Origin of the sequence: Vibrio albus, assembly GCF_003144035.1 — a bacterium.
Taxonomy (GTDB): Bacteria; Pseudomonadota; Gammaproteobacteria; order Enterobacterales; family Vibrionaceae; genus Vibrio; species Vibrio albus.
Genome location: NZ_QFWT01000014.1, coordinates 40,063 through 66,800, shown reverse-complemented (window position 1 = coordinate 66,800; position 26,738 = coordinate 40,063). Strand labels below are relative to the sequence as shown.

Annotated in this window: 25 protein-coding genes; 13 read left to right on the top strand and 12 right to left on the bottom strand. The window is 49.5% G+C overall.

Annotated features, from left to right (window positions below; genetic code table 11):
- The first annotated feature begins 3 nt into the window (after positions 1-3).
- Both DI392_RS18625 and cysC read left to right on the top strand, forming a co-directional pair.
- Complete coding sequence (locus tag DI392_RS18625; RefSeq protein WP_109321209.1) at positions 4-1,731, top strand: SLC13 family permease; 1,728 nt, start codon at positions 4-6, stop codon at positions 1,729-1,731.
- 19 nt (positions 1,732-1,750) lie between these two features.
- The gene (cysC, locus tag DI392_RS18620) at positions 1,751-2,356 is read left to right on the top strand and encodes an adenylyl-sulfate kinase (protein WP_109321196.1); all 606 of its coding nucleotides are present in this window, start codon (positions 1,751-1,753) and stop codon (positions 2,354-2,356) included.
- A gap of 95 nt (positions 2,357-2,451) precedes the next feature.
- Here the strand turns inward: cysC and DI392_RS18615 are convergent, their stop codons facing one another.
- The 7 genes from DI392_RS18615 to lptM form a co-directional block, all read right to left on the bottom strand.
- Positions 2,452-4,959 carry a bifunctional diguanylate cyclase/phosphodiesterase gene (locus DI392_RS18615; RefSeq protein ID WP_109321195.1) on the bottom strand — a complete coding sequence of 836 codons (2,508 nt, stop codon included), beginning with the start codon at positions 4,957-4,959 and terminating at the stop codon, positions 2,452-2,454.
- A gap of 154 nt (positions 4,960-5,113) precedes the next feature.
- Complete coding sequence (gene yigB / locus DI392_RS18610; RefSeq protein ID WP_109321194.1) at positions 5,114-5,839, bottom strand: 5-amino-6-(5-phospho-D-ribitylamino)uracil phosphatase YigB; 726 nt, start codon at positions 5,837-5,839, stop codon at positions 5,114-5,116.
- Between the two features lie 11 nt (positions 5,840-5,850).
- Positions 5,851-6,816, bottom strand: coding sequence for a tyrosine recombinase XerC (xerC, locus tag DI392_RS18605; RefSeq protein WP_109321193.1), 966 nt, complete (start codon positions 6,814-6,816; stop codon positions 5,851-5,853).
- Between the two features lie 7 nt (positions 6,817-6,823).
- Positions 6,824-7,486: a DUF484 family protein gene (locus DI392_RS18600; RefSeq protein ID WP_109321208.1), complete on the bottom strand. Its 663-nt coding sequence runs from the start codon at positions 7,484-7,486 to the stop codon at positions 6,824-6,826.
- Between the two features lie 96 nt (positions 7,487-7,582).
- On the bottom strand, positions 7,583-8,413 hold the full coding sequence (dapF, locus tag DI392_RS18595) for a diaminopimelate epimerase (protein ID WP_109321192.1): 831 nt from the start codon (positions 8,411-8,413) through the stop codon (positions 7,583-7,585).
- A 9-nt stretch (positions 8,414-8,422) separates the two neighbouring features.
- Positions 8,423-9,676: a diaminopimelate decarboxylase gene (gene lysA, locus DI392_RS18590; protein WP_109321191.1), complete on the bottom strand. Its 1,254-nt coding sequence runs from the start codon at positions 9,674-9,676 to the stop codon at positions 8,423-8,425.
- Positions 9,677-9,712: 36 nt separating this feature from the next.
- Positions 9,713-9,835 (bottom strand): LPS translocon maturation chaperone LptM, encoded by a 123-nt coding sequence (lptM, locus tag DI392_RS20065; RefSeq protein WP_425445704.1) that lies wholly within the window; start codon positions 9,833-9,835, stop codon positions 9,713-9,715.
- Positions 9,836-9,919: 84 nt separating this feature from the next.
- Between lptM and cyaY the strand changes: the two genes are divergently transcribed.
- The gene (gene cyaY, locus DI392_RS18580; RefSeq protein ID WP_109321190.1) at positions 9,920-10,234 is read left to right on the top strand and encodes an iron donor protein CyaY; all 315 of its coding nucleotides are present in this window, start codon (positions 9,920-9,922) and stop codon (positions 10,232-10,234) included.
- 17 nt (positions 10,235-10,251) lie between these two features.
- On the opposite strand, the gene DI392_RS18575 is transcribed toward cyaY, so the two are convergent.
- Positions 10,252-12,789: a class I adenylate cyclase gene (locus DI392_RS18575; RefSeq protein WP_109321189.1), complete on the bottom strand. Its 2,538-nt coding sequence runs from the start codon at positions 12,787-12,789 to the stop codon at positions 10,252-10,254.
- A gap of 350 nt (positions 12,790-13,139) precedes the next feature.
- On the opposite strand from DI392_RS18575, the gene hemC reads away from it, so the two are divergent.
- The 4 genes from hemC to DI392_RS18555 are packed head-to-tail and all read left to right on the top strand — an operon-like array spanning position 13,140 to position 17,245.
- The gene (gene hemC, locus DI392_RS18570) at positions 13,140-14,105 is read left to right on the top strand and encodes a hydroxymethylbilane synthase (RefSeq protein WP_109321206.1); all 966 of its coding nucleotides are present in this window, start codon (positions 13,140-13,142) and stop codon (positions 14,103-14,105) included.
- A gap of 20 nt (positions 14,106-14,125) precedes the next feature.
- Positions 14,126-14,890, top strand: coding sequence for a uroporphyrinogen-III synthase (locus tag DI392_RS18565; protein ID WP_109321188.1), 765 nt, complete (start codon positions 14,126-14,128; stop codon positions 14,888-14,890).
- Positions 14,874-16,064, top strand: coding sequence for a uroporphyrinogen-III C-methyltransferase (locus DI392_RS18560; RefSeq protein ID WP_109321187.1), 1,191 nt, complete (start codon positions 14,874-14,876; stop codon positions 16,062-16,064). Before DI392_RS18565 ends, DI392_RS18560 begins: the two co-directional genes overlap by 17 nt.
- Positions 16,061-17,245, top strand: a complete 1,185-nt coding sequence (locus DI392_RS18555; RefSeq protein WP_109321186.1) for a heme biosynthesis protein HemY — start codon at positions 16,061-16,063, stop codon at positions 17,243-17,245. The genes DI392_RS18560 and DI392_RS18555 overlap by 4 nt, the downstream gene beginning before the upstream one ends.
- 70 nt (positions 17,246-17,315) lie before the next feature.
- On the opposite strand, the gene DI392_RS18550 is transcribed toward DI392_RS18555, so the two are convergent.
- The 3 genes from DI392_RS18550 to DI392_RS18540 form a co-directional block, all read right to left on the bottom strand.
- Positions 17,316-18,866, bottom strand: coding sequence for a hypothetical protein (locus DI392_RS18550; RefSeq protein ID WP_109321185.1), 1,551 nt, complete (start codon positions 18,864-18,866; stop codon positions 17,316-17,318).
- 152 nt (positions 18,867-19,018) lie between these two features.
- The gene (locus DI392_RS18545) at positions 19,019-19,837 is read right to left on the bottom strand and encodes a Cof-type HAD-IIB family hydrolase (protein WP_109321184.1); all 819 of its coding nucleotides are present in this window, start codon (positions 19,835-19,837) and stop codon (positions 19,019-19,021) included.
- A gap of 129 nt (positions 19,838-19,966) precedes the next feature.
- Positions 19,967-20,953: an alpha/beta fold hydrolase gene (locus tag DI392_RS18540; RefSeq protein ID WP_425445703.1), complete on the bottom strand. Its 987-nt coding sequence runs from the start codon at positions 20,951-20,953 to the stop codon at positions 19,967-19,969.
- Between the two features lie 209 nt (positions 20,954-21,162).
- On the opposite strand from DI392_RS18540, the gene DI392_RS18535 reads away from it, so the two are divergent.
- The 6 genes from DI392_RS18535 to DI392_RS18510 all read left to right on the top strand — a co-directional run bounded on the left by DI392_RS18535 (position 21,163) and on the right by DI392_RS18510 (position 25,993).
- Positions 21,163-21,486, top strand: coding sequence for a metalloregulator ArsR/SmtB family transcription factor (locus tag DI392_RS18535; protein ID WP_109321182.1), 324 nt, complete (start codon positions 21,163-21,165; stop codon positions 21,484-21,486).
- Between the two features lie 46 nt (positions 21,487-21,532).
- Positions 21,533-22,534: an ArsJ-associated glyceraldehyde-3-phosphate dehydrogenase gene (locus DI392_RS18530; RefSeq protein ID WP_109321181.1), complete on the top strand. Its 1,002-nt coding sequence runs from the start codon at positions 21,533-21,535 to the stop codon at positions 22,532-22,534.
- 54 nt (positions 22,535-22,588) lie between these two features.
- Complete coding sequence (locus DI392_RS18525; RefSeq protein WP_109321180.1) at positions 22,589-23,095, top strand: cyclin-dependent kinase inhibitor 3 family protein; 507 nt, start codon at positions 22,589-22,591, stop codon at positions 23,093-23,095.
- A 148-nt stretch (positions 23,096-23,243) separates the two neighbouring features.
- Positions 23,244-24,467 (top strand): organoarsenical effux MFS transporter ArsJ, encoded by a 1,224-nt coding sequence (arsJ, locus tag DI392_RS18520; RefSeq protein WP_109321179.1) that lies wholly within the window; start codon positions 23,244-23,246, stop codon positions 24,465-24,467.
- Between the two features lie 121 nt (positions 24,468-24,588).
- Positions 24,589-24,957, top strand: a complete 369-nt coding sequence (locus DI392_RS18515) for a DUF4145 domain-containing protein (protein ID WP_109321178.1) — start codon at positions 24,589-24,591, stop codon at positions 24,955-24,957.
- 406 nt (positions 24,958-25,363) lie between these two features.
- Positions 25,364-25,993, top strand: coding sequence for a lysoplasmalogenase family protein (locus tag DI392_RS18510; RefSeq protein WP_109321177.1), 630 nt, complete (start codon positions 25,364-25,366; stop codon positions 25,991-25,993).
- 13 nt (positions 25,994-26,006) lie between these two features.
- On the opposite strand, the gene rsmD is transcribed toward DI392_RS18510, so the two are convergent.
- Positions 26,007-26,633, bottom strand: coding sequence for a 16S rRNA (guanine(966)-N(2))-methyltransferase RsmD (gene rsmD / locus DI392_RS18505; RefSeq protein WP_109321176.1), 627 nt, complete (start codon positions 26,631-26,633; stop codon positions 26,007-26,009).
- Positions 26,634-26,738 lie beyond the last annotated feature (105 nt).

Genomic DNA, 26,738 nt, shown 5'->3' with positions numbered 1-26,738 from the left:
ACCATGACGGTAGAGCAGGGAACAGTTCTGGCGATGTTAGGTGTGATAGTCACTTGCCTGTTGGTGACACGCATTAAGCCGGCATTTTTATTTGCCGGCGCGGCGTTTGTTGCTTTTCAGACTGGTCTGATGGACCTGGCTGATCTGGCAGCGAATTTCACTAATTCTTCGTTGCTGACACTGGTTCTGTTAATCCTTGCCTCTACTGCACTGGAAAAGACACGCCTGATCAGCTGGGTCGGTCAGCAAATTTCTGCCGGCCGTCAGGCTTATGTTATCGCTAAGCTGGGCTTGTCGACGGCGTTTCTTTCTTCTTTTACCAATAATACGGCGGTGGTGGTATCGCTGATCGGAGCGATTAAACGTAATCACCATCATGCCCCTTCGCGTCTGCTGTTACCGCTTTCCTATGCGGCGATTCTGGGAGGCACGTTAACCCTGATAGGGACCTCTACCAACCTGATTATCAGTAGTTTTGTGGAAGACATCGGTCTGCCGGCGCTGGGCTTTTTTGCTCCCAGTGTGATTGGGGTTGCCGTGTTGTTCGGTGGGCTGGCGGTTTTGATTCCGTTCAGCTACTTATTACCGGACCGGGATGACAATGAACAGGATGAGTTGCCTTATTTTCTGGAAGCCCGATTAGAGAAAGGCTCGCCACTGGCGGGTAAAACGGTGCATGAAAATGGGTTACGGGCGTTGCGTCGCTTGTTTTTGGCGGAGTTGATCCGTGACGGACGCACCATTGCGCCAGTCTGCCCGGAAACCCGCCTTGAAGAGGGCGATATCCTGCTGTTCTGTGGTGATATTGAAAGTGTGACCACGCTACAGGAGATCAAAGGCCTGAAACTGTTTGGTCAGCATCATATGAACGGACAGAATCTGGCGGAAGTGATTGTCAGCCATTCGGCTTCCATTCGGGGCAAGACCCTGAAAGACGCGCGTTTCCGTGAGCAGTTTGATGCTGTGGTGGTCGCTATCCGCCGTGGGCATGAACGACTGGCTGGTGGCTTAGGTAACATCGAACTGTGCGCCGGGGATACGCTGGTGGTGGTACCGGGTAAAGAGTTTAATCAGCAACAGCAGAACCTGAAGCGGGAGTTTGTGCTGATGAACAGTCTGGATTCCAGCGCCCGGTTGGACGCTAACCGCAGTATGCTCGCTCTGGCTGGTTTTGCGGTCGTGATTCTGGCTGCTCTGCTTGAGTGGGTACCCTTGGTGAAAGGACTGGCTGGGTATCTGTTACTGCTGGTCATGAGTGGTATGGCGACCATGAGCGAGCTGAGACGGCGTTTCCCGGTGGATATTGTGGTGATTGTCGGTTCAGCATTGTCGCTGGCACAGCTGATGATCAGCAGCGGTCTGTCCGCCAAAATGGGGGATCTGTTTATCTCCCTGTTTAACGGGTGGGGAATGTATGGTGCGTTGATAGCGGTGTATCTGCTGACGTTAGTATTGACGGAGCTGGTTACCAATAATGCGGCGGCGGCACTGGCATTTCCGCTGGGGTACAGTCTGGCTGTTGGTTACGGAGCCGATCCTATGCCGTTTATCATGGCGGTTCTGTTTGGTGCCAGTGCCAGTTTTATTTCCCCTTACGGGTATCAGACAAATTTGTTGGTCTATAGTGTGGGTAATTATCAGATGAAAGATTACCTGCGCACAGGATTGCCTGTATCACTGGTGTATTCCGGCCTTGTTCTGGCCTTGATTCCCCGGTTGTTCCCTTTCTAATTTAATTATGGAGTTTTGTATGACAGCGGAGAAGGCTGACAATATCGTATGGCACCAGCATCAGGTGGATAAAGAGCAACGTGCCGGCCTGAAAAAGCAGAAACCCTGTGTGCTCTGGTTTACCGGGCTTTCCGGTGCGGGTAAGTCAACGGTTGCGGGTGCGCTAGAGAGTGAACTGGCCGAGCGTGGTCATCATACTTATCTTCTGGACGGTGATAATATTCGTCATGGTCTGTGCCGGGATCTTGGGTTCTCTGATTCGGATCGAAAGGAAAATATTCGTCGCATCGGTGAGGTCGCTAAACTGATGGCGGATGCGGGTCTGATTGTACTGAGTGCCTTCATCTCACCACACCGTGAGGAAAGGGATTTGGTTCGCGGATTGCTCGGAGAAGGTGAGTTTCTGGAGGTTTTTGTCGATACACCTCTGGATGAGTGTGAAAAGCGCGATCCAAAAGGACTGTATAAAAAAGCCAGAGCCGGAGAAATCAAACAGTTTACCGGTATTGACTCCGAATACGAGGCACCAGAGGCTCCGGAAATTCACCTGCACGCCGGAAGCAAAACGGTGGCTCAGCTGGTGGATGACTGTATTGAGATTCTGAAGGCACGACAGGTGCTGTGATCATACGTAATTAGCTTTTGGTCTGTTGGTGACCAAAAGCTATTTCTGCTCCTTTAAAGTTCTCACCTTATCTTTTTGTTCCGCTGAGATGTCTGTTACATCAGACGTTCCGGGCACCCCAGATAGTAGCCTTGCAGATAGTCGACCCCCATATCTTCGGCTATGGTACAAACGGCTTCATTGTGGACAAACTCCGCGACGGTTTTTGCACCGAATACCTGGCATAGCTGTATCATGGTCTGAGCAATTTTTCTCTGCCGCTTATCGGTATCAATGGTTCGGATCAGACTGCCGTCAATCTTGATAACCTGTGGCTCCAGCTTGATGATCTCATCAATGTTGGAGTACCCCGACCCAAAATCATCAACAATAATTCTGGCTCCTAAAGTACGTAAATGGTCACAGACTTCGATCATCCGGCCATAATCCTTTATTTGTTCCGTTTCAAGAACCTCAAGACCGACTCTATGAGGAGTTGCCATTGTGATAAGGTGTTTTTCCAGTAACTGAATAGTGTTGTCACTCATCATATCCTGAGGTGACAAGTTGATAGAAAAGGATTCGGTACGGGTTCTCATCAGCTCAAAAGTTGTGTTGATCATCTGTCGGCTGAGGCGGGTGTACATATGGGTACCTTCGATGACGGGCAGAAACTTCCCGGGAGGGATGATCTGGTCATCTTCTCTGATACGGACCAGGCACTCCAGAGAAGAGGTTCGGTGATCATAGGCTTCAACGATTGGCTGGGCATAAGCGATAACCTGATTATTAACCACCGCACGGCTGACACGGGAGAGCCAGCTTAACTGAGAACGTTTGGAGTTTATTTCGTGCTGCAGAATTTTAGCGTTGCACATGTGCCGGTTGTTCTTCATCGCATGGCGGCGCGCTTCGATGGACTTCAGCAGTATCTCGTCAATGGAAGCTCCGGGATAGTCACGCCGGCTGAACAGACCACCTGTCACTGAAACGGAGAGGTAATCTATCTCTGACAGACCATGAGGTTTAAAGTTGATGTGTTCTATCTGTTCGGCAAACTCATAAAATCGCCGGCGTAACGCTGCGCTGCTTGAGCCGGATTTAAATAAAGCCGCCCATTCACCCACCCCAATACTGAACAGCTGAATGGCGTCGCCGATCTTTTCCTCTAGCTGAACTTTGTTGTAATCACTGAGATCCCTCAGGAGCTGATCGCCAACCTGATAGCCGTATTTTTCATTAATATGAGTAAAATTATTTAATTTAATGCAGATAAGGTGCTCGTAAAGCGACATGGTCGCGAGCCGCTCTTTCAAAGCCACGCGGTTAGGCAGTCCTGTACGGTGTTCTATGCGATAACTGTCGGTCAGTTTCTGCGTTTTTTCTGCCAGCTGTTGCTCCATATTCTTCTGCATCGCATCAATATCGTTAATCGCATTGCGGATCAGAGAGAACAGAGGGGAAATTGGGTTCTTATTTTCCGGAATCGGTGCCGGTGTGTGCCCCGGAGGAAGGTCACCTTCGCGCATGGCCAGGTAAGTCAGGCTGTGATGGACGATCTTTTGTTGTTTATTATCCCGGCATAGCTCTCCGGAGCAATAAGTTCCCTGAGCTTTACTGATGGTATCAAACGGGGTTATCTCATTATTTCCCGGCATAAAGGCCAGCCGGGAAGAGCAGTTATACACAAAAATGCTCTCCGGAAATTCTTCACTGAGTTGATACGCGCTGAGACGTACCTGCTCAATCGTCAGAGAGGGGTGGTTGTAGCAGAACCGGACTTCGTCTCCGACCGACAGGGGAGTATGCAGAGTATCCGTTGGTTCCTTAAACTCGATAGAGCCGTCTTTATGCACCCGGGCCGGAAAAAAAATATTCTGCTGCTCGTGTTCGCCCCGCAATAAAGGGAAATGTTTAATATGCTGAAAATGAATCGTGTGATTGTCTGCCAGGTAGCGGTTGTAGATATCATGGACGGGCTGATTATCCAGTGACAGTACCCGGTTATCTTGCGCAGCCGTCACCGTAAACTGTCTGCCAATAGCATTCCATTCATGGAAGTGATTCTGCCATACATGCAGCTGTTCGCTATGTATCGCAACCGCGACATACCCGTTGCGAATGATGCTGTTGCCTGACAGGACCCAGTGCCCATATTCAGTATGATCAGCAATCCCTCCGGCGACAGGGATACTTAAGGCATTCGCATTAAATGCGGAATAGAGTAGCTGCTCATTTTCTTTTACTGGTTCCGCAAAGCTGATAATCGCTTTGGTACTCGGGCTGATGCGTAACTGTTGCTCCAGAGACAGGCTGTCACTGGCGTAGTCCATAGAGTAGAGCTGTGCTGCGGAAGTGAGGCTCGCTGTCGTAAAGGTGGTCAGTAACACCAAGGTGCCATATGGGCAAAGCTCACCGTCGTTAATCAGACAACGGGTGCTTTGGCCAATAGTGACGGCTTCAGGGAGTACAGCCGATAACTGCCGGCTATATTCAGCAACCAGATCCGGAGATTGCGTCGAATAAATCTGGATAAGGAGTGAGGTCCCGGAAGGCTGAGTTAGGCCATACAGTTTTTCATGCAGTTGGTCTGGGTTCGAAACCAAAAATGAAATGGATTGCATCTAAAATGTTCAATGAGTTACAGACAGCAAGTGTCATACTATGCCGTAAAAAAGCGATTGGATAACCAGTTATAGATCACTTTTTATTAAGAATAGTATTATTTTCTGTAAATTTTAGGTTAAGACGTCATTTCCATGGTGGTAAGGGCATTTTTTATTGATGCTCAGGCAACAAGAGAAGCTCTTCCAGACGATTAATTTCAATATGAGGTAATAAGCGGCTGTATTTCTCTGTGATAATGTTTTTTTTCTGGTCATTAATCCAGCATGCCTGAAAACCGGCATGTAGCGCACCGGTAACATCTGTTTTCAGGTGATCGCCAATGTGCAGGATATTCTCCGGAGGGAGCTCTAAAAACTCGGCGGCCTGTGAAAACATATCAGCAAAAGGCTTGGAACGTCCGTCCGGGCCCGCTTTCAGAATAAGCTGGAAATAGTCGCCCAGACCGATCCGGTGTGGGTCGACATTGCCGTTTGTGATGGCAACCAGGGGGATTTTGGCTGCCAGTTCAGCCATAACGTTATGGGTATTGTCAGGCACATCCACCTGATTCCGCAGCCAGAGTACCTGTTGTATGGCGGCCTCAGACGCTGTCTCTGCACTTGACTCTGAATACCCTAACTGTATGAGCCCATGCTTGATCTGCATTTTCCGCCATAAGGTGACGTCGTGCCTGAGCTGCGGACTGGCCGTGGCGATATCCTGTTTAAGCTTACTCCAGGCGTTTAACGGGAGTGTCGCCGTCAGAGGATGGTGATTGTGCAGCCAGACGATCATCTCCTGCTCCAGTCGCTCGATAACCGGACGGTTATCATATAGGGTATCGTCCAGATCGAAACTCATTGCCTGTATGGGTGAGGGGCGGCGGTAAAACTGCATATGAACCTGCTTTATTCCGTTTCCGTGGGTTTGTCTTTTTTCGCTCTCGGGTGAGCTTTATCGTATACCTGGGCCAGATGCTGGAAATCCAGGTGGGTATATACCTGAGTCGTGGAAATGTTTTCGTGTCCCAACAGCTCCTGTACTGCCCGGAGATTATTGCTGGATTCCAGGATATGCGTCGCAAAGGAGTGACGCAGTTTATGCGGGCTGATATGACTGGAGACGTGTTGTTTCAGGCCCCATTCAGCCATCCGTTTCTGTACGTTGCGGTGTGAAATGCGTTTGCCCAGCCGGGAGAGAAACAGCGCGGGCTCCTGAGTATCTTTTAGCAAGGTACGACGCATGGTCAGCCACAGTTGAACCCATTCGCAGGCCTGACCGGAAAAGGGGACTTTACGCTCTTTATTCCCTTTACCGATAACCCTGATTTCCTCACCATCAGGATGAATATCCTGTACATTCAGACTGGCCAGTTCTGCCAGACGAATACCTGCTCCGTATAGCAGCTCCATCATGGCCCGGTCTCTGACCGACAGTGGATCGCTCAGGTCGACGCTAAGCAGCTGATCCATTTCGTCCACATCCAGGTTTTTGGGTAATGGCTTCTGTTTTTTAGGGCCGGAAATGCCTTTGGCCGGGTTGGCCGACAGTTCCTTTTTCTGGATCAGAAAATCAAAAAAACTGCGCAGTGATGACAGTCGTGTGGCCTGGCTGCTTGCCTTTAATCCGGCTTGTTGCCCGGTGGCAATAAGCAGCCTGATTTTGGCCGGGTCAACCTGACGCCACTGTGTGACACCCGACTGATGGAGATGGGTGGCTATTATTCCTAACTGATGGTGATAGTTTTTACGGGTATGCGGGCTGAGCCCCTTTTCATTTTTCAGATAGCTAAGGAAACCATACACAGGCTCTGCCAGCGTTTCTGGCAGAAGCGTAAGTGGGTCGGGATCGGTCACCACCTTCTGGTTACTCATCCGAACGCTACCATTCCATGGTTTCAATCAGGTGCGACATAACCAGCGACAGGTGGCGAAGGAAAAGGGTATCCATATGGGGCTGGAAATGGCCTCCGTCCTCACTGGAAAACGCCAGAACTCCCAACAGAGTGGTTTTTCTCAGCGGAAGAACCACATAGGATCCCAGCTCGGGAACCGGGGTGTCGCCAAACAGCAACTCCCGATCCGATTTGCGCAGACGGCCAAGATAAGCTTCTTTGCCATTAAAGTGATTGGTGGCAAACAGCTGTAAATTTTCCTGGGATATCTGATGGCTCTGATTGGGTGAATTCTTGAGCAGAATATGGCTGCCGAGCTTCAACTCTCTCGCTTTATCGCTGACCTTGCGGATAAGTTCAGAAATGGAGTTTGATTTCAGAACTTGCTCCTGCAGGTCCATGAATTCGTAAAAGGTTCGGTCATTACTTGATGCGAGTGACATCAGTTGGGTAATTTCTTCTTCCAGATCTGCGATTCTCTGTCGCTGGCGCTGTAGCTGAACTTCGACCAGTGAAATGGCTCCCTGTTCCTGAGTCGGCAGAGTGAGCTTTTCAACCAGATTCTGACGGTGCAGGAAGAAATCCGGAAAGTCATTCAGATATTTCGCGACGACCTCTGCCGTCAGGCTGTCTGGCTCCGGTATGGCTATTTCTGCTTCCAGAGAAGTCGGGTTTATTGCCAGTGCGTCTTCTGAGTTAGACAAAACAAAACCTCTTGTTCTTATGTATGGGTGGTATTGCTATCGCTAGCAGGTGATCTGGCCATCAAAGACATGGGCAACCGGGCCCGTCATATACAGCGGGTGTCCCGGACCTTTCCACTGGATAACCAGATCGCCACCCGGAAGATGAACCGTTACTTTTTCATCCAGAGCGCCCTGAACAATACCAACGGCGGCGGCACCACAGGCACCACTGCCACAGGCCTGAGTTTCACCGGCACCACGTTCATATACCCGAAGGCGAACATCATTACGGTTGACGATCTGCATAAAGCCGGCATTGACTCTTTCCGGGAAGCGTTCATGAGATTCCAGCAGAGGGCCAAGCGTATCCACATCTGCGGTATCAATGTTTTCCACGGTCGTGACGACATGTGGGTTACCCATACTGACGGCTCCACAGAACAGAGTTTGATCAGCGGCTCGCAGGATATAGGTTTTTTCTGTCTGCTTGGCTTTAAAGGGTATTTTAGATGGCTCGAAGACTGGCTCGCCCATATTGACGGTGACCAGATCATCATCCTCGACCTTAAGTACCATTTTGCCTTTTTTGGTGCTGACGCGAATACTGTATTTATTGGTCAGTCCTTTCATGCGGACAAAACGGGCAAAACAGCGGGCACCGTTGCCACACTGTTCGACTTCGCTGCCGTCGGCATTAAAGATACGGTAGTGGAAGTCGGTTTCCGGATCATAGGGTGCCTCAACGACCAGCAACTGGTCGAACCCGACCCCCGTATGACGATCCGCCAGGCGGCGGATCAATTCCGGAGAGAAAAAGATATTCTGCGTGATACAGTCAACGACCATAAAGTCGTTGCCCAGCCCGTGCATTTTAGAAAAATGGAAATGCATTGTCTCAGTTTACTCCGGCAGAATCTGTTCCAGCTGCCACAGGCTGCTGATTTCTTCACGCTTACGTACCAGGTGTGCTGCACTTCCGTCTACCATTACTTCCGCAGCACGGGTGCGGGCATTGTAGTTTGAAGACATGGTAAAGCCATAAGCCCCGGCAGAGCGTACCGCCAGCAAATCATCCTGCTCGATCACCAGGGCGCGGTCTTTACCCAGGAAGTCGCCTGTTTCACATACCGGGCCGACGATATCGTAGGTCACGGCTTCACCTTCACGCGGCTTCACCGGCACGATGTCCTGCCATGCCTGATACAGAGCGGGACGCATCAGATCGTTCATGGCCGCATCGACGATAGCGAAGTTCTTAAATTCCGTTGGTTTCAGGAACTCAACTTTGGTGACCAGAATGCCTGCATTGGCGGCAATTGCCCGTCCCGGTTCAAAGATAAGCTCGATTTCCGGATGGTTTTTCAAACGTGCCATCAGGGCCTTCGCGTAGTCAGAAGGTTGTGGAGGCAGTTCATCACGGTAGATCACGCCAAGGCCGCCACCGACATCCAGATGTTTGATCTGAATACCATCGGCGATTAACTGGTCAATCAGTGCCAGCAGACGGTCAGCCGCATCAATGAAAGGGTCGATATCGGTCAGTTGTGACCCGATATGGCAGTCGATACCTTCGACATTCAGGTTTTCCAGGCTGGCGGCAAATTTGTAGACTTCCGGAGCGCGTTCGAACGCGATACCGAATTTGTTATCGCGCAGTCCGGTCGAGATATAAGGGTGTGTTTTGGCATCCACATCCGGGTTAATACGCAGAGAAATGGGTGCCTTTACTCCCAGCTCGCCTGCTACTTTGTTCAGGCGTTCCAGTTCCGGTTCCGATTCCACATTAAAGCAGCGGATATTCAGTTCCAGTGCCCGCTTCATTTCGGCTTCTGTTTTAGCTACGCCGGAGAAGACAACTTTAGATGGATCGCCACCGGCTGCGATAACGCGTTCCAGTTCACCGCCGGAAACAATATCAAAACCGGAGCCAAGACGCGCCAGGGTATTCAATACACCCAGGTTTCCGTTGGCTTTGACGGCAAAACAGACCAGGTGAGGGTGATTACCTACCGCCTGATCAAAGGCTTTCCAGTGGCGCTCAAACGTGGCACGGGAATAAATGTACAGCGGAGTGCCATACTGTTCAGCTAAATCGGCAACGGCAACATTTTCGGCCCATAGCTGACCATCATCCTGATAATTAAAGTAATCCAATTCTCTGTTCCTTTTCCTTATGATACGACTGCTTAGTTATTGTGACTCGGTTTGCTCACTTTGAGCGTTGTCATCAGGCATATACAGTGGGCCGGTCTGACCACAGCCGGTTAAGCCGAGAACGGAGAGTAAACAAAGCGCTGCCAGAGTCTTTTTCATAGTCTTATTCGTGCAAGTCGTGATTAATAAACCAATGCCCCCTATAATCGCACTACCAATAAGAAAAGCAATAGGACATAAAGGATGAATGACACTGAATTTAACCAACTCGCGGATCAGGCGCTCAACACCATTGAAGAGATGGTCGATGATTCGGGTGCAGATATGGATTATGAGACTCACGGCAATGTGATGACACTGGAAATGGATAACCGTAGCCAGATCATCATTAACAAGCAGGAGCCGATGCATGAAATATGGCTGGCTTCCAAATCTGGTGGGTATCATTTTTCTTATCAGAATGAGCAGTGGATTTGTTCCCGTTCCGGGAGGGAGTTACTGGCGCTGGTCAGGGAAGAGTGTGATAAACAGAGTGATGAAGATATCGAGTGGACCTGACAGGTCCACTTTACTTATCAGGCATTGACCGCTTTTGATGGCCGGGAATTGACCAGGCTGTCATTACGGTAAGGGAGGACATAACTGTCACCATCTACAGGATGGACAATCTGATAAAACTGCGGCAGATTGAAATTCACCGGCTGCTGTTCAGTCTCTCCGTTTTGACTGTCAGAGAAGTTTGACGTGTAGAATCGGTTCACATTATTGATGATGTCATCTTTACTGCCGTTGAACTGGTGGTACATCTCGACATCATTCACTTCATTCAGTACATAAATATTAAACCCGGAATCGCTGTCTTCGAAGAAGAACTGCACCAGTCCTTCACTGGCGAAGCCGTCGATCACTTCGGGCATATCATGATCCTGATCTTTATCCAGAACAGAAAGCGGGGAGCCGGTCAGTTTATTGATGGAGATACTTTTATAGAAATCCACCGGGTTTTCCAGTTTCTGAACGGATACGCCACGGCGTTCAAAGAACAGTCCAAAGGTCTGGTTGGTGATCTTAATGGCTTTGAAACGACGCCGTTTTTTAGGCTCTACGGGTTTCAGGCGCAAGCGGATACATTCAGCCAGCAGCTGATACACCACATTGCGGATCACCCCGCGCAGGTTTTTACTGTAGCAGAATACGTCAACAGATTCTGGCGGAAGCGCATCCTGATGCATCTTACCCAGAATGGTTTTCAGTGCATTTAATATGGCGGTTTCACCGGTAAAATGCAGAGTCCGGACTTCATGCCAGGAGTTGCGGTATACCAGGTCAACGCTGCCGACAAGACAGGACTGAGCATCAGAAAAACTGAAGATATCGACATCTTTCGGGTTTATCCTGAGTGTTTTACTGTTCAGGTTGACGGTCGGGTCATTTTCGAAATTGATAAACATCGCCAACTGGCTGATTTCACACGGGCTTCCCAGAGCCTGCATGCTTGGGCGGCGTTTACGCAGTGAAAAGGTGTTTCTTAAGTCACTGACCATCTGATAAAACTTATCAATGTCCAAATCGGCATCTTTAACCAGAGAGTGCAGATGGGTGGATTCAGTGATTAGCCCGTTAAAGAAAGACCAGGCGACCAGCTTACTCAGATATTCGTTATGTTCCAGGTACTTCTGCCCAATCATCAGGGACGGGAGCGGTGGCTGTTTATACAGATACCAGCCAGCTTTATTGGTTCGTCCTTTTCTGACCTGAACGAAACTGAGATGCGGTTCATGCAGATCAGGGGAAATCTGAGGGTTCAGAAGAGTCACCTTTCCCGGCAGGACTTCAAAAGCAGCGTACAGTTTTCGGGCGAGTATACTGATATCCTGAGGACTGATGGCTGAGGTGATGTCATTCCGTCGTGCGAACTCTATCAGGTTCCGATAGCTCTGCATCAAAGCATCCAGCAGACCGTGGTGAACAACTTTCACCTGTTCTACTTTCCAGTTACGGCGATCATCCAGTTCCTGAATGGTGTTGGAATCCCAGTTCCAGCGTTGAGTCATCTCGGTTAATGCTTCGCGACGCCATGCCATAGAACCGACACCCGGAGGCCGGGACAGCTTTTCATGGGTTTTCAGGTAAAAACAGCGACGGACCAGATCCAAACGGGTATGATCATTAATGCGTTCAAGGTAGCGGGTGACTTTTTCCAGCATCAGGTAGTACGCATCCATACAGTACAGATCGGGGTCATGAGCAAAGAAGCGTCTTTTAGTATCCAGACTCAGTAACTGAGTATGAGGATATTCCCAGGAATAGGCTTCCAGAAGAATAGCTTTGATGACCGACTTATATGGTGAGTCGATACTTTTATACAGTTGCCAGAGGTTAGAGCCAAAATACTCTTCAGCGGGAATACGGTGCAATTGACCAAAATCGATCCACTGGCTGCAGTCTACGCCACCGGACTGACATAGCTGCACAACATACTCATCGTAGCACTCTTCCATTTCCGGCGGAACGATATGCCATAGTAAACGCTGTCCGGCAAGCCGGACGGCAGTCCGGTAAAATTCATCCAACAGCAGCAGATGTTGCGAAGAACCACAGTTGTCCCCGGTCATTTCTTCGGAGTGATTATTGCGGAACCGCTGCTCATCCATCAGGAAAAAGTTGGCTTCTACCCCATACCCTTTTGCCCAGTCCGTTACCTGCATACACTTATTGCTCAGGTGAGCTCGTTCAAGGCTGCTCATCTGAGGGGAAACACATACCCAGATATCCAGATCACTGGACGTACTCTGACCAATAGAGGAAGTACTGCCCATGGTATACAGGGCAAGGATAGCCGGCTGCTCTGATTCTGTAAGTGGTGACTTCTGGGTCAGTTCCAGTTGATCAATAAACTGCTGCTGAACATCATTGGCATGAAAATCGAAAATACCGCTGGGAACCGATTGTTCATAATAGGCAGGGATAGCCGGGTGATTATAGTGCAGCAGAACAGGAATAAGGTGGAACACCTGCTGGCTCTGGACATTCATAAGTGCCAGTGCACGCTCGATACGCTGCTGATTGAGTTTATCAAGTCTACGAATGACCGTTTGAGTGTAAGCCTGCAAGAGGATATCCCTGATGAAAAGTATTAATACTGATTTTGTTTGCTTTATGAGCAAATAGTAAAACAAAACGTGATCAATCTAACATTTTTGCCCCTCAAGGTAAAGAAAATGTGACTGCGCCGATGAAGAGCATAATCTGTAAAAACTATCTTAAAAGCTTGGGCACAGTCTCTAACTTTTCACTTCGGGGTTAATACTAGTCTAGTTCATAATTGAGAATTTGGTCACATTAATAATCCGTGATGGTGAAAATATTACCAATTTCTGCACTAGCCTGAATCTATTACTGCGTCTCGGTAACAGACGATGATAGGATGGTGTTTTATCCAGACAATGATGTAACTATCCAGATGACCGATATTCAATCCACTTCTTCTGCAACACACCATGACACCCCGGTAAGAATTGCGACCCGTAAAAGTCCGCTGGCCATGTGGCAGGCTGAGTATATTAAGCAGGCCCTGGAAACGGCGCATCCGGGCCTGACCGTTGAGCTGGTCACCATGGTGACCAAAGGCGATGTGATCCTGGATACCCCACTGGCAAAAGTGGGTGGAAAAGGGCTGTTTGTTAAGGAACTGGAAGTCGCCATGCTGGAAGGGCGTGCGGATATTGCGGTACATTCGATGAAAGATGTGCCGGTGGAGTTTCCGGATGGGCTGGGCCTGGTGACCATCTGTGAACGAGGGGATCCCCGTGATGCCTTTGTGTCCAACACCTATCAGAGTATCGAAGAGCTGCCGGAAGGTGCCGTGGTGGGTACTTGCAGTCTGCGCCGACAGTGTCAGTTGAAAGAAGCCCGGCCGGATCTGAAGATTAAGAACTTGCGTGGTAACGTGGGCACCCGCCTGAGTAAGCTGGATGCCGGTGAATACGACGCGATTATCTTAGCCGCGGCTGGTCTGAAACGCCTGAATCTGGAAGAGCGGATTCAGAGCGTGATTGAACCTGAGCAGTCATTACCAGCGGTAGGTCAGGGTGCAGTCGGTATTGAATGTCGTCTGGATGACGAGCGCATTCTTAACCTGCTGGCTCCATTAAATGACAAGGATACGGCTGACCGGGTGCGCTGTGAGCGGGCAATGAACCTGACCCTGAACGGAGGGTGTCAGGTCCCTATCGGCAGTTATGCTCTGCTGGAAGGAGAGGAACTCTGGCTCCGGGCTTTGGTCGGGGAACCGGACGGCAGTAAGGTTGTACGGGTGGAGAAAAGAGGTCACCGCCGGGATGCGGAAGCGATGGGCTCTCAGGCCGCAGAAGAGTTGCTGGCTAAAGGTGCCCGTGAAATACTGGATAAATTATATAGTGAGCACTAACTTCATACGAGTAACGGTCTATGACGGTATTGATAACCCGACCTGAACCTGAAGGAAGCCAGCTGCGCGCGGCATTGACTAAGTGTGGCATCGCTAGTCTTGGTCAGCCATTGATTGAGTTTTCTGCCGGTAGCCTGGTAGAACAGCAAAGACACGCTCTGGCTAATGCCGATATGATTATCGCTGTCAGCAAGCAAGCCGTCGAATGGGCTGACCGGTTACTCCGGCAGGCTCAGGTAACCTGGCCGCCACAAGCCGGTTACTTTGCTGTGGGTGAGAAAACAGCGCAACAGCTTAGCCAGGTGTGTGGTCAGGCAGCCATCTATCCACCAGTCAGTGATAGTGAACATTTACTTCACCTTGAGCCTCTGCAACAGGTAAACCATAAGCGGGTTATTATTTTACGAGGTAATGGCGGGCGGGAATTGCTGGCGCAGACGTTACGTGAACGTGGTGCGAGAGTGCAATATTGTGAAGTATACCAACGCCAATTCATTTCATTTAATGGACACTCTAAGGTTAAGATCTGGCAACAACAGGCTGTCACACATATAGTGGTAACCAGTGCAGAACAGCTGCGCTTTTTTCACAGTAATATTCCTGGGGAATATTATGGCTGGCTTTATCAGCAAACTTTGATTGTGCCGAGTACGCGAATTGCTGCTCTGGCCTCAGAAATTGGATTTCAACACGTAATTACGGTAGGTAGTGCGGCGAACCGCGACTTACTGGCGGCGATTCAGTCGTTACATCAGACAGGAAATGCGCATGACAAGCAACAATAACGAGCAAACTGAACCTGGAAAAAAACCTGAGCAAGAGACTCAGGAGCAGAGCAGCCAAGAGGCCTTACAGGCTCAGAAGGCAACTGAACAAGCAGCAGACGCGCAGCCAGAGCTACCAGAAAATACTAAGGATACTCCGGTACTTGAAGAGAAGCAGGGTAAGCGGGGAGTGAAGCTGGGGACTCTGGCTATTCTGTTGTCGCTGTTTATTGGCGGAGGCAGTGTTTACATGCTGAAACAGCAGTCGACACAATATCAGACACAAGTGGCTGAGCTACAAAGCCAACTGAAAGGGCTAAGCCATAATTTAAGCGGACAGCTGTCGGATACTCAGGCGGCGTTACAGTCGGTGACTAACGGGACTCAGGTTGCCATCGAACAGCAGGGCAAAAGTATCGAGAGCCTGCAGCTGGCACTGGCTGAAGTGAAAGGCCGTCGGCCGAACGACTGGCTGCTGGCGGAAGCGGATTATCTGGTGAAACTGGCGGGCCGGAAATTGTTTCTGGAGAAAGATGTCGTCAGTGCCACCAAGCTGATGGAAAGTGCTGATCAGCGTATCTCTGTACTGAATGATCCAAGTCTGGTCCCTCTGCGTAAAGAGATGGCGAAAGACATCACTACGCTTCGGGCGGTTCCTCTGATTGACAAAGACGGACTGGCTCTGCGTCTGATGAGCCTTCAGGAGCAGGTTGATACGCTACCGCTGGCGAATGCTATTTTGCCGGATGCCCCGGAAGAGGTTCATCAGGAAGTGTCTGAAGATATTCAGGACTGGCAACAGAACCTGATGACTTCTCTGAAAGATTTCTCAGAGCAGTTTATTACCTTCCGTACCCGTGACGGTAACGTGATCCCTCTGCTATCGCCGAAACAGGATTTCTACCTGCGCGAAAATATTAAAGGCAAACTGGAAAGCGCCATTCATGCCGTCTATGACGAACATGGGGAGATCTACACGACGGCACTGACACTGGCCAATCAGTGGTCACAACAGTTTTTCAAACTGGATGATCCGGCCGTTAAAGAGTTTAACAAGACGCTGGGCGCGTTAAGTGGGCAGAATATTACGGTGTCTTATCCGGTTAAACTGCAATCGCAAAAAGCACTGGCGGATGTTATCCGTGAACGTCTGCGCCGGGATATCACCAGTATGATCGGGGAGGAGAAGCAATGATTCGAGCGGCTTTCCTCTTTGTTATATTAGGGCTGGGGCTGTTTGTCGGTACCCAGTATGCCGGACAGCAGGGGTATGTGCTGATTTCTGTTGCGGGTACAACCACAGAAATGAGTGTGACGACCTTAGTGATATTGGTGATCGCCTTGTTGGCCGTGTTGTTCGGGCTGGAATTTCTGATTAAAAAGTCCCTGCGGGCCACGACGTTTACCTGGAACTGGTTTAGTGTGCGTAAACTGAAAAAGGCACGCCGTCAGACCAACGAAGGCATTATCAAGTTACTGGAAGGTGACTGGCAGCTTGCCGAGAAAAAGGTTACCCGCCTGGCAGAGCACCATGATATGCCGTTGCTTTGTTATCTGATCGCATCAGAAGCGGCTCAGGGAATGGGTGATACGGCGAAGCGGGATCGTTATCTGGCTCTGGCTGGTGATCAGGAAAATGCAGGGCTGGCGGTTGCCCTGACAAGGTCGAAACAGCAGATTCAGGAAGGGCAGTATCAAGCGGCTCTGGAAACGTTATCTGCACTGAAAGATCAGCATCCGAATAATCCAATTATCCTGAACCTGTTAAAAACCACCTATGTTCAGCTACAAAACTGGCGGGCGTTACTGGATTTGCTGCCTAAGCTGACCAAGGTTAAACAGGTTTCACTGCAGGAGCAGCTGGATCTGGAAGAACGGGCTCAGTGTGGTGTGCTTGCAGATATCGCGGCCGAGAGCGGCAGTGACGGACTGCTTACACACTGGAATAGTCTGCCGCGTAAGTGGAAAAAAGACGCGAAGTTACTCGAATGTCTGGTCAGTCAGCTTATCCAGCGTAATGCGGATGAAGACGCTTATCGCCTTATCCGTAATATGGTGAAGAAAAATCCGGATGATGCATTGTTGAAACTGTTGCCGGAGATGAACCTCCCGGACGCCACTGTAGCGGTATCACTGCTGGAATCAGTGGTGAAAAAAGAGACCGATAATGCAGCAGCCAACAGCGCTCTGGGTAAATGTTATCTGCGCAGTGAACAGTGGGATAAAGCCCAGCAGTATCTGGAGAAAGCGCTGTCGGTTCGTGCCGATGTCTCGGATTATACGGCATTGGCGGAAGCGCTTGAGCATCAGAATATGTCGCAGGCTGCCGGAGATGTCTCTCGTCAGGCTCTGACATTACTGGAAGCAAAGCATTAAATGATAAAGGAAAAGCCAGGGGCCCGTCATGACGGGCCCTTGTTGTATTTAAATACCATGAAATGATGGGTTATAACTTGATGCCTTTCTCCTGTGGTGAGAGTCCGTCACGGAACAGGGTTATTTTACCGACACGCCCGGAAGATACGGCTTCACCATTTTCCACACTGGTTGGATAACTGACCCCTGTGTACGGCAGAGCCCTGGGTTGACCCGTGTGTTCCGGAAACACCAGTTCTTGCCATCCGGCCTGCTGCCGGGTTCCGAGGTTGAAAGGCGTACTCACTCCGTTGATACGGCTGTTAAACCGCCACTTCCCTTGTTCATCCTCAAACACCAGCATGGTACAGCCCTGCTTTCCGCACCAGTTCATCAGAGCAAGCAGCTCTTCTTTACCATCACGGTTCAGATCAAACTTAAGCCAACGGTAGCGGGTATCCCCTATCGGCGTGCGATGCAGTTGAAAATAGTGCTGCAGCGCTTTCGCCACATCCGGACGATATTCCGAGGATGAAGAGAGAGTCTGCTCTTCCAGTGTTCTGGTTTGGGGGAGTAATCGGCCGATTTTCTGGCTGGCTTGAGTCCGGAATAGGGTCAGGCCACCATCTTTAATCGGATAAGCGATGCCATTGACCGTCTCTGTTGTGGCGGTGAGCTGGTATGGGTCGCCACTGAAAATGCGTTCAGCAATCAGTTTTTGTCCCTGATACCGGGTCATGACGACCTGAATCCGTTGATGGTCGATCTGTTGCCAGAAACCGCTTTCCCGTCCGGCTTCACCACTACTCTGGTAGTGATAGCTGGTGGTGGCGGTATGATCTGCATGCAACTGCATCTGAACACTAAAGTCCCGGTTTTGGGTGCTGGAGGCCTGGTAAAGCCCCGTCCAGTGAAGGGTCGTATCAAGGTTCGCCAGAGAAGCGCAGCCATGATAGGTCTGTTTATTCAGGGTAAAAAGGCTGTTCCAGCCGAATAAGGAACCACTGTTATCAGGGGAGCAGAGGCGTCCTTCCAGTATCAGTTTCCCGTTATTCAGCTCATAGCGCCGTTCCTCTGTTCCTAAACGAGTGGCTTGCAGAGGTGTACTGTGTTCTGTTTTTTTTCCAATACGATAGAGCAGGCGGTTTTTCTGAAAACGCACAGACCAGTCGGGATCATGGCCAGATGCACGGGTGGAGTGAGTTACCTGCTGACAGCCGGTGCGGGCGTCCGGGGTGAGTATATTGATATCGGCAACCTTAAACCGGGCCCGAAAATCTCCCTCCGGCCCGTTCTCGTCCGGTGCCTCGAGGTTGCCAATAAGCTCGGCATAAACGGGCTGGTTAGGGTGTGGAATCTGATCTTTGGCCTGGCTGAGCTCATGTGGGTCAACAAAGCGGACAATAAACTGCTGGTTACTGTTGCAGGGGGTGATGGTCTGGATATCGCTGCTCAGTACCAGTTGCCCGCGCAGCATAAACGTTTGCGGACGGACAGAGGGGGTATTGTTGGATGGTTTCTCCATTCTGGCGTCGGTGGGCTTTGCCGACTGAGTATCGGTGGTGGGCTGAGAAACCGTACATGCCTGCAGAAAAACGAGGGGCAGACAGGAGAAGATGAGTGATTTTATACCGGATGTCATAATGGTCCTTCCTGATAATACACATGGGCGGCATTATTGCATATTCCGTTTATGACGGTTGGGCTGGACGCGGACGGAGTAGGGTAAATGGGAGCGACAGCAAAAAAGCGGATCAGTAGGCTGACCCGCTTAATGAATGGTGCTCACCAGGCTTAGAACAGGTGCTTTTCCAGATAGCGGGCGACGGAATCGTCAGCGTTGGAACCAATTTGTTCGATGTCTGGTAGTGCGGCTTTCACTTTTTCGTGTGCGGTTTCCATCAGCAGGCCTTTCTGTGCCATTGTCAGCATTTCCAGATCGTTCATACCATCCCCAAAAGCAATGCAGTGCTTCAGGTTGAGCCCGCGGGATTCAGCCACTGCTTGTAAGGCGGCACCTTTTGATACACCCGGGGCCATGACTTCAAGACACCAGGGACTAGAGAAAGCAATATAGAGCTGGTCGCCAAACGCCGCTTTGAGTTTTGCTTCATAGCGGGCCAGATAATCATGATCGGCATAAGAGAAAAACAGCTTCACCACATGCTTTGACGGCGCGTTATCCACATCAAACAGCATATAAGGGAAATCGGAGTCTTTATGGTATTCTTTCAGCTGTTCCTCTTCACGGCTCAGCAACCAGCGATCTTCCTGATAGACATGGATGACAATAGCAGGATCGGTTTTAACGATATCAATCACCGGTTGTACCAGATCTTCCGGAACATCTTTACTGAACATAACCTGATCGTTCTGATCATGCACCCGGGCACCATTAGAAGTGATCATGTAAGCCGGAATGTCTGCCTGACCACGGATTGCCGCGACATCAATATGATGGCGACCAGTTGCAAAGGTAAACACATACCCTTTCCGGTTCAGTTCGCGGAGAGTTTCTTTCGTGAATTCACTCAGTCGATGATTCGGTGCCAGCAGGGTGCCGTCAAGATCAGAAGCGACAATTTGAAATACATTCGTTACATCAGTGGTCATACGGTCCTCTCTTTAAACTTACTTTGGGGTCTGGTTAAGACGCCGCCATAGTGTATGCGAAAATACCCTGGAAAAAGAGGGTAAAATTCTCATTCGCATTTCCCCTTTTTATCCGGATATGTGCCTTGTTCATGCCTTCTGGGTAAAAAAGTGAATAATCATATCCAATGCCTGGTTACGGGTCGCGTCCTGCTCAAACAGGATTTCGTGCCGGCTGCCTTCGAATACGTTGAATTCTGAATCCGGGCAATGTTTTTTCTGCCGGCGGAAAAAAGTAATCTGTGCCTGATTGTCGACGATTTCATCCTTTTCTGCCTGAAGTAGCAGGGCAGGTATGTGTATTTTCCGAGCCTGGCGGAGACAGGTCCGGATAGCTGACAGGCTTTGCCAGACCCAGTGGATGGTAGACCCTCCGAGCTGGAGCTGATTCATTTTGTCATAGAGTTCACGAAACCACTGATAACGGTTCTGGCTACGCGTGAGGGGATTATCTTCAAAGGGCTTGACGCAGTAGTCGGTCTGTCCGGGCGCATAAGTCTCTATAGGATTAAAGGTTCGTAATAGCCAGCTGTACGGTCCGCTGATCGGTTTCAGATGCGCGGGTATATTAATGCCGAACATGGGCGAACAGAAGGCGACACGGTCAAACGGGTGGTTGGGTGTGGTTTGCAGGTAGCGCGCGGTGATCGTACAGCCCATTGAGTGAGCCAGCAGGAATCTCTGCTGGTATTTGCCCAGCGGGAAAAACGATATCAGGCTGGCTAAATCCAGTATGTAATCATTAAAGTGTCCGACGTATCCTCTGTCCGGGTGGCTATCAAGAAGCCGTTCGGACAGCCCTTGTCCCCGGTGATCAAAGGAATAGATATCAAACCCCTGATGGAAGAGATCGTAAAATAGCTCCTGGTATTTCCAGGCTGACTCTATCCGGCCGTTGACCACGACGATGGCCCTTGTATGGGAGGGTGAGGTGAGGCTGACCCAGAACAATTTTTTTCCGTCGGTGGCCGAAACAAGGCCTTCATTTCGTTGCTCCCACAGTTCTGCGACAGGCCCCTGCATGGCCTGAAATAGTTCGTCTTCCTGAATATAAGGTGGTGAGTTTGGATGCATCATCTGAACGGTATCGCGTATGAGAGTGTGTAGAATAGCACTCGACTACCAGACTTGGTAAGTCGTAATCTTGTATGAGTTTGTTTGTTACCGTTAAAACTCAACATCAGTCAGAGCAAATATGAATATTCGATGACAGTGATTCGATCCTGCTTGACGTAGGGACGGTTTTTGCTAAATATATACGCATATTCAGATATACGGTTTATCATATGTGCCCTGCTCACTATTTTAAAATGCTGTCAGACGAAACGAGGATCCGTTGCCTGTTGCTGGTTGCCAGGGAAGAAGGCCTATGTGTTTCTGAGCTGACTCACGCATTAGCAGAAAGTCAGCCTAAGATTTCCCGCCATCTGGCTCAACTGAGGCAGTGTGGATTTCTGGTCGATGAACGAGATGGTGCGCGGGTCCGTTATAAGGTCTCTGAGGATTTACCGGGCTGGTTTCGCAAAGTGGTCGAGAGCCTGAAGCAATCGGAATGCCTGAAAGATCTGTATCGGGAAGATATTAAACGTTTACATGCGGCTAAGGCATAAAAGGGCCTGACCGTAGCAGAACATAGCGACTAAAGAGGATGGTGAAATGGCTATTAAAGTCGGAATTAATGGGTTCGGGCGTATTGGTCGTCTGGCGCTGAGAGCGGCATTTGACTGGGAAGAACTGGAGTTTGTGCAGATCAATGATGCTGCCGGGGATGCGGCGACATTGGCCCACTTGCTGGAGTTTGATTCAGTGCAGGGACGCTGGCACCATCCGGTTACCGCAGTAGATTCGACCATGCAGATTAACGGTCAGACAATTACGGTGACTCAGGAGCGTGATATTGACGCAGTAGACTGGTCTGGCTGTGATGTCGTGATTGAATCAACCGGCGTACACCGTAAAGGGTCTTTCCTGAAGAAATATCTGGCGCAGGGCGTTAAGCGCGTTGTCGTTTCTGCTCCGGTAAAAGAGGACGGCATTGCGAACATCGTTGTGGGTGTGAATGACCATATCTTTGATCCACAGGTACATCAGATTGTTACCGCGGCGTCTTGTACGACGAACTGTATTGCTCCTGTCGTTAAAGTGATTCACGAGAAGCTGGGTATCGAGCAGTCTTCTTTCACCACCATTCACGATCTGACAAATACCCAGACCATTCTGGATGCTCCGCACTCGGATCTGCGCCGTGCCCGAGCTTGTGGTACCAGCCTGATCCCGACAACGACGGGTTCTGCTAAGGCCATTGTGGAAATTTTCCCTGAACTGAAAGATAAGATTAACGGCCATGCCGTGCGTGTTCCGCTGGCGAATGCCTCGCTGACCGATATTATCTTTGATGTCAAACGCGATACGACAGCGGAAGAGGTGAATGCTTTGCTTAAAGAAGCCTCTGAAGGTGAACTGAAAGGCATCCTCGGCTTTGAGGAGCGTCCGTTGGTGTCTATTGATTACAAAGGTGACCAGCGTTCAACCATCGTAGATGCTTTGTCGACTATGGTGGTCGGTACTCGTATGGTGAAAGTCTATGCCTGGTACGATAATGAAATGGGCTATGCGACCCGTACTGCTGAACTGGTGCGTAAAGTCGGCCTGGCCTAGAAATTAAAACCAGACACCGAGAAACAAGATATTAAGCAGTCAAAAGGATTAATTATGACACATCCAACCTGGGAACTATCCGTCAGTGATAACAATGCGGCGTTAGTATTAACCCCTTGTCCGGGCACTAAGGGAACGGAGCTGAAAGCGTCACTAGAGCAACTGAAAGCTCAGGGTGTTGAGGCTATTGTTACCGCTCTTAGTTATGAAGAAATGGAAAAAGCGGGCGTTGCACAGTTACCGGAATTAACCCAAGAACTGGGCATGAACTGGTGTTATCAGCCGATAGAAGATGACTGTGCGCCGAACAGTGACTTTGATTCAGGCTGGCAACAGAACAGCCCTAAGCTGCAGTCTGTGCTGGATAATGGCGGTAAAGTTGCGCTGCATTGTATGGGCGGTTCAGGCCGTACCGGGCTGCTGGCTGCACACGTTCTATTAGAGCGTGGCTGGGAGCTGGATACGATTAAAACGGAAGTGAAGGCTCTGCGTCCGGGCGCATTTACTAAGTCAGTGCAGGTCGAGTATATCGATGCTGTTGCCAAGCAGGCAACAAAGTAGCCAGGGCTCTTGCTCTGATACGCTGACAAAGAAGGCGTTGTAACAGGCTCTTCAAGCTTTTGGGTTACTATGATCCAAAAGCTTTCAGAGCCTTTTTTATTATCTATCGCGCAATTATTATTGATTAAGTCATTCAACGGGTTAGCTTATGTTTTCAAGTCTGGATAAAAGTGTTCGTCAGTATATGCTGGTGACATTCAACTACTGGAACTTCACTATTACCGACGGTGCCCTGCGTATGCTGGTGGTGCTGTATTTTTATGATCTTGGCTACAGCACGCTGGCTATTGCCTCTCTGTTCCTTTTTTATGAGTTCTTTGGCGTGGTAACCAATTTAGTGGGGGGATGGCTGGGTGCCCGTCTCGGACTGAACCGCACCATGAATATTGGTCTGGCATTGCAGGTTGGAGCTTTAGCGATGCTGGCTGTGCCGGAAATCTGGCTGACGATTCCCTGGGTGATGGCAGCGCAGGCGGTATCCGGCATTGCTAAAGACCTGAATAAGATGAGTGCGAAAAGTGCCATCAAAACCCTGGTTTCCGGTGATCAGCAGGGCGCTCTTTATAAATGGGTCGCTATTCTGACCGGTTCTAAAAACGCACTGAAAGGGGCAGGGTTCTTTGTGGGCGGATTGCTGCTTTCTGCTGTTGGATTCAAGGCATCTGTGCTGGTCATGGCCGGCGTGTTGGTTCTGGTATTGCTCGGAAGCCTGATGTGGCTTGAGAGCGATATGGGGAAAGCGAAAAATAAGCCTAAGTTTAAACATATCTTTTCTAAATCCCGGAGTATCAACATTCTTTCTGCAGCACGAATGTTTTTGTTTGGCGCAAGGGACGTCTGGTTTGTGGTCGCTCTGCCGGTTTATCTTGGGACAGTCTTTGGCTGGAACCATATCTGGGTTGGCGGGTTTCTTGCCTTGTGGGTGATTGCCTATGGTGTGGTACAGGGCATGGCTCCAAGGATCACAGGAAAAGCGGAAGGCAAGGTTCCGGATGGCTCTGCCGCTCTATTCTGGGCACTACTATTGTCGGTGGTGACCGGGTTGATTGCCTATGGCGTACAGATAGGTTGGCAGCCAGAACTGGTGATTATTGCCGGGCTGCTGATCTTCGGGGCGGTTTTTGCTGTGAATTCCTCACTACATTCTTATTTGATTGTGAGTTATGCCAAAGGAGATGGTGTGTCTCTGGACGTCGGTTTTTATTATATGGCAAATGCAATGGGACGCCTTATCGGCACTATTTTATCCGGCTGGGTTTTCCAGATGGCGGGGCTCGCAGCCTGCTTGTGGGTATCGTTTGCATTTCTGGCTATCACGACGGTTATTTCCCTGTATCTTCCCAAAACAGAAGATAAAGCAATTATCTGCTGATTTTACTGACTTTTATTCTGTATCTATGCTCTATACTACAGTTATAACCATGCAGGAAGAGTGATTCACTTATACCTGCATGGCTGTCAGGTTGGCTCAGATAAGCAAAAGGAACTGGGATATGTCGGATATAGAGAAAGTGGTTAAGCGGGTGCGCCGTTTAGAGAAGCTGCTCCGGATTCGGTATCATGCGGACGGACGGGGGCTGCATCAGTTGGTTAGCAGTTGTGAGGAGCGGCTTCCGCACGATGTTATTAGCAAACTGCGTTATGTGGCCACCATCCGCAATAAAATTGTGCATGAAGAGGGATATTCCCTGGAAGACCGTCAGCATTTTTTTGCGGTGTGTGATGATTGTGAAAAAGAGCTGACACCAAGAGCTAACCGGTTTGTCTGGGGAGTGGCCGTATTTCTGATGGTGTTGATTACCGGATTAGCACTGGGCTTTTATTATCTCCATTGGGACAAACTTTCTCCTCATTTGCAATAGGACGTGATACCAATAGATAACCTCAATGCACGCTATGGCGGTTCTATGTGAACAATCATAAAACGCAAATAAGTAATATTATCACCCAGCATATCTTCCATATTTAGTAAATAATCCCGCCATATAACATCATTCCATTATTTGCTATTTTTTTGCTATCGGGATTATTTTGTTGATTCCGGAGGCAGGTCTAGTAATATCAACGTTTAGTAAAGAATATAATAATTAACCGTTTCATCATAAACAGTAGAGCCTGAGTACTTCATGTGGATTGGAGTGCGTTGGCTGAGCTCAACAAAAGAAAAATAAAATGAGATAGACAACTGATCTATCCGCTATTTGTGTATCGACTTTCCTGCTGATTAGGGAAGTAATTGGATACTGCTTGTGTCACAGAGGATTTATTATGTTTGTTTGGCTGGCTGTTGGTGCTTCGGGAGGGGTGTGCCTGTGTGCCACTCAAATGGAAAAGAAAAGGCTGGCAGTTTTTTTTAAACTGTTAACCATGGTCTTGTTAGTCATGACGCTTTTTCATCATAGTGGTGGGGAGTTGTTACTGACGGAACAGTGGGTATTGGCCGGGTTAGCGTTTTCCCTGGCTGGCAACCTGTTTTTTTTGCTCTCAAACCGCTTTTATGAGTTAGCGGTATTGTCGTTTGTTGTGGTTTCTATATGTTATGGTAAGGCCTCCTGGTTACAGCTTTCCGGTCCTCTTAGCTACTGGATCCCTTCTATGCTGTATGCGGCGTTAGTTATTCTGCTTTTTATTGGTCTTCCATCTTTATCTGGCATTTTGTGGTCGGTGGTGACACTTGGAGCCGGAATGGTGCAGATGACCTGGGCAGCGGCAGAGGTCTGGATGCATCAAAGTTCGCCGGCATCGCTGCTTGGGTTTACCGGCGCATTTCTGCTACTGACTTGCTGTATCGGCCATGCTTTTAAGCACAAAGGGTTACCTGCAAAAAACGGCAATCTGGTGCTGAATAGTACTTACTTAATATCGCAGGCGTTAATTACCGCGTCTGTGCTTTATTAGGGCGAGTACCCGGTCATATACTGCGTGTAAATAAGCGGAAGCTGACCTGGCCAGCATTTTTTTCCCGGTAAAGAGACCAGCTTGGTGGCAGTTCGGGCAGAAGTAGTTCTTTTTCTGTCTCGACATAAATCATGGCGTTATCAGCCAGCCAGCCGTTGGTTTCCAGCAGGTTGACAGCTTCTTCCAGCAACCCCTTTCTGAAGGGTGGGTCGATAAATACCACATCAAAAGGCGAGCCCTGTGCGCGCAGGTATTCCAGGCTGTCTGTATTGGTGACCGTAATGCTGTTCGTCTTCAGTGTCTCGACATTAGAGGTCAGCTGCTTATAGGCCTTGGGATTTAACTCAAGCATCGTGACCTGTTCAGCCTGCCGGGAAGCCGCTTCAAAGCCCAGCCCTCCGGAGCCGGCAAACAAATCGAGGCATCTTGCCCCCGGTATATCCTGTGCCAGCCAGTTAAAAACGGTTTCTTTTACCCTGTCTGTGGTCGGACGCAGCCCTTCAGCATCATGCACCGGCAGCTTTCTTCCCCGCCACAGCCCGCTGATGATGCGAACAAAACCGGAAGTCGCTTTCTTTTTCGGTGATGGCTTTAGTGATGAGTTTTTTTGAGATAAGTTGTGTTGACGACGCTTTACCATAGATTTTCTGACCGTAAAAAAGTGATACTATTAGGACGTTAATGTTCAATGCTCGGGTTTTGTTCCTGAGTAAACTTTACAACATAAATACACCTTATTATTCGG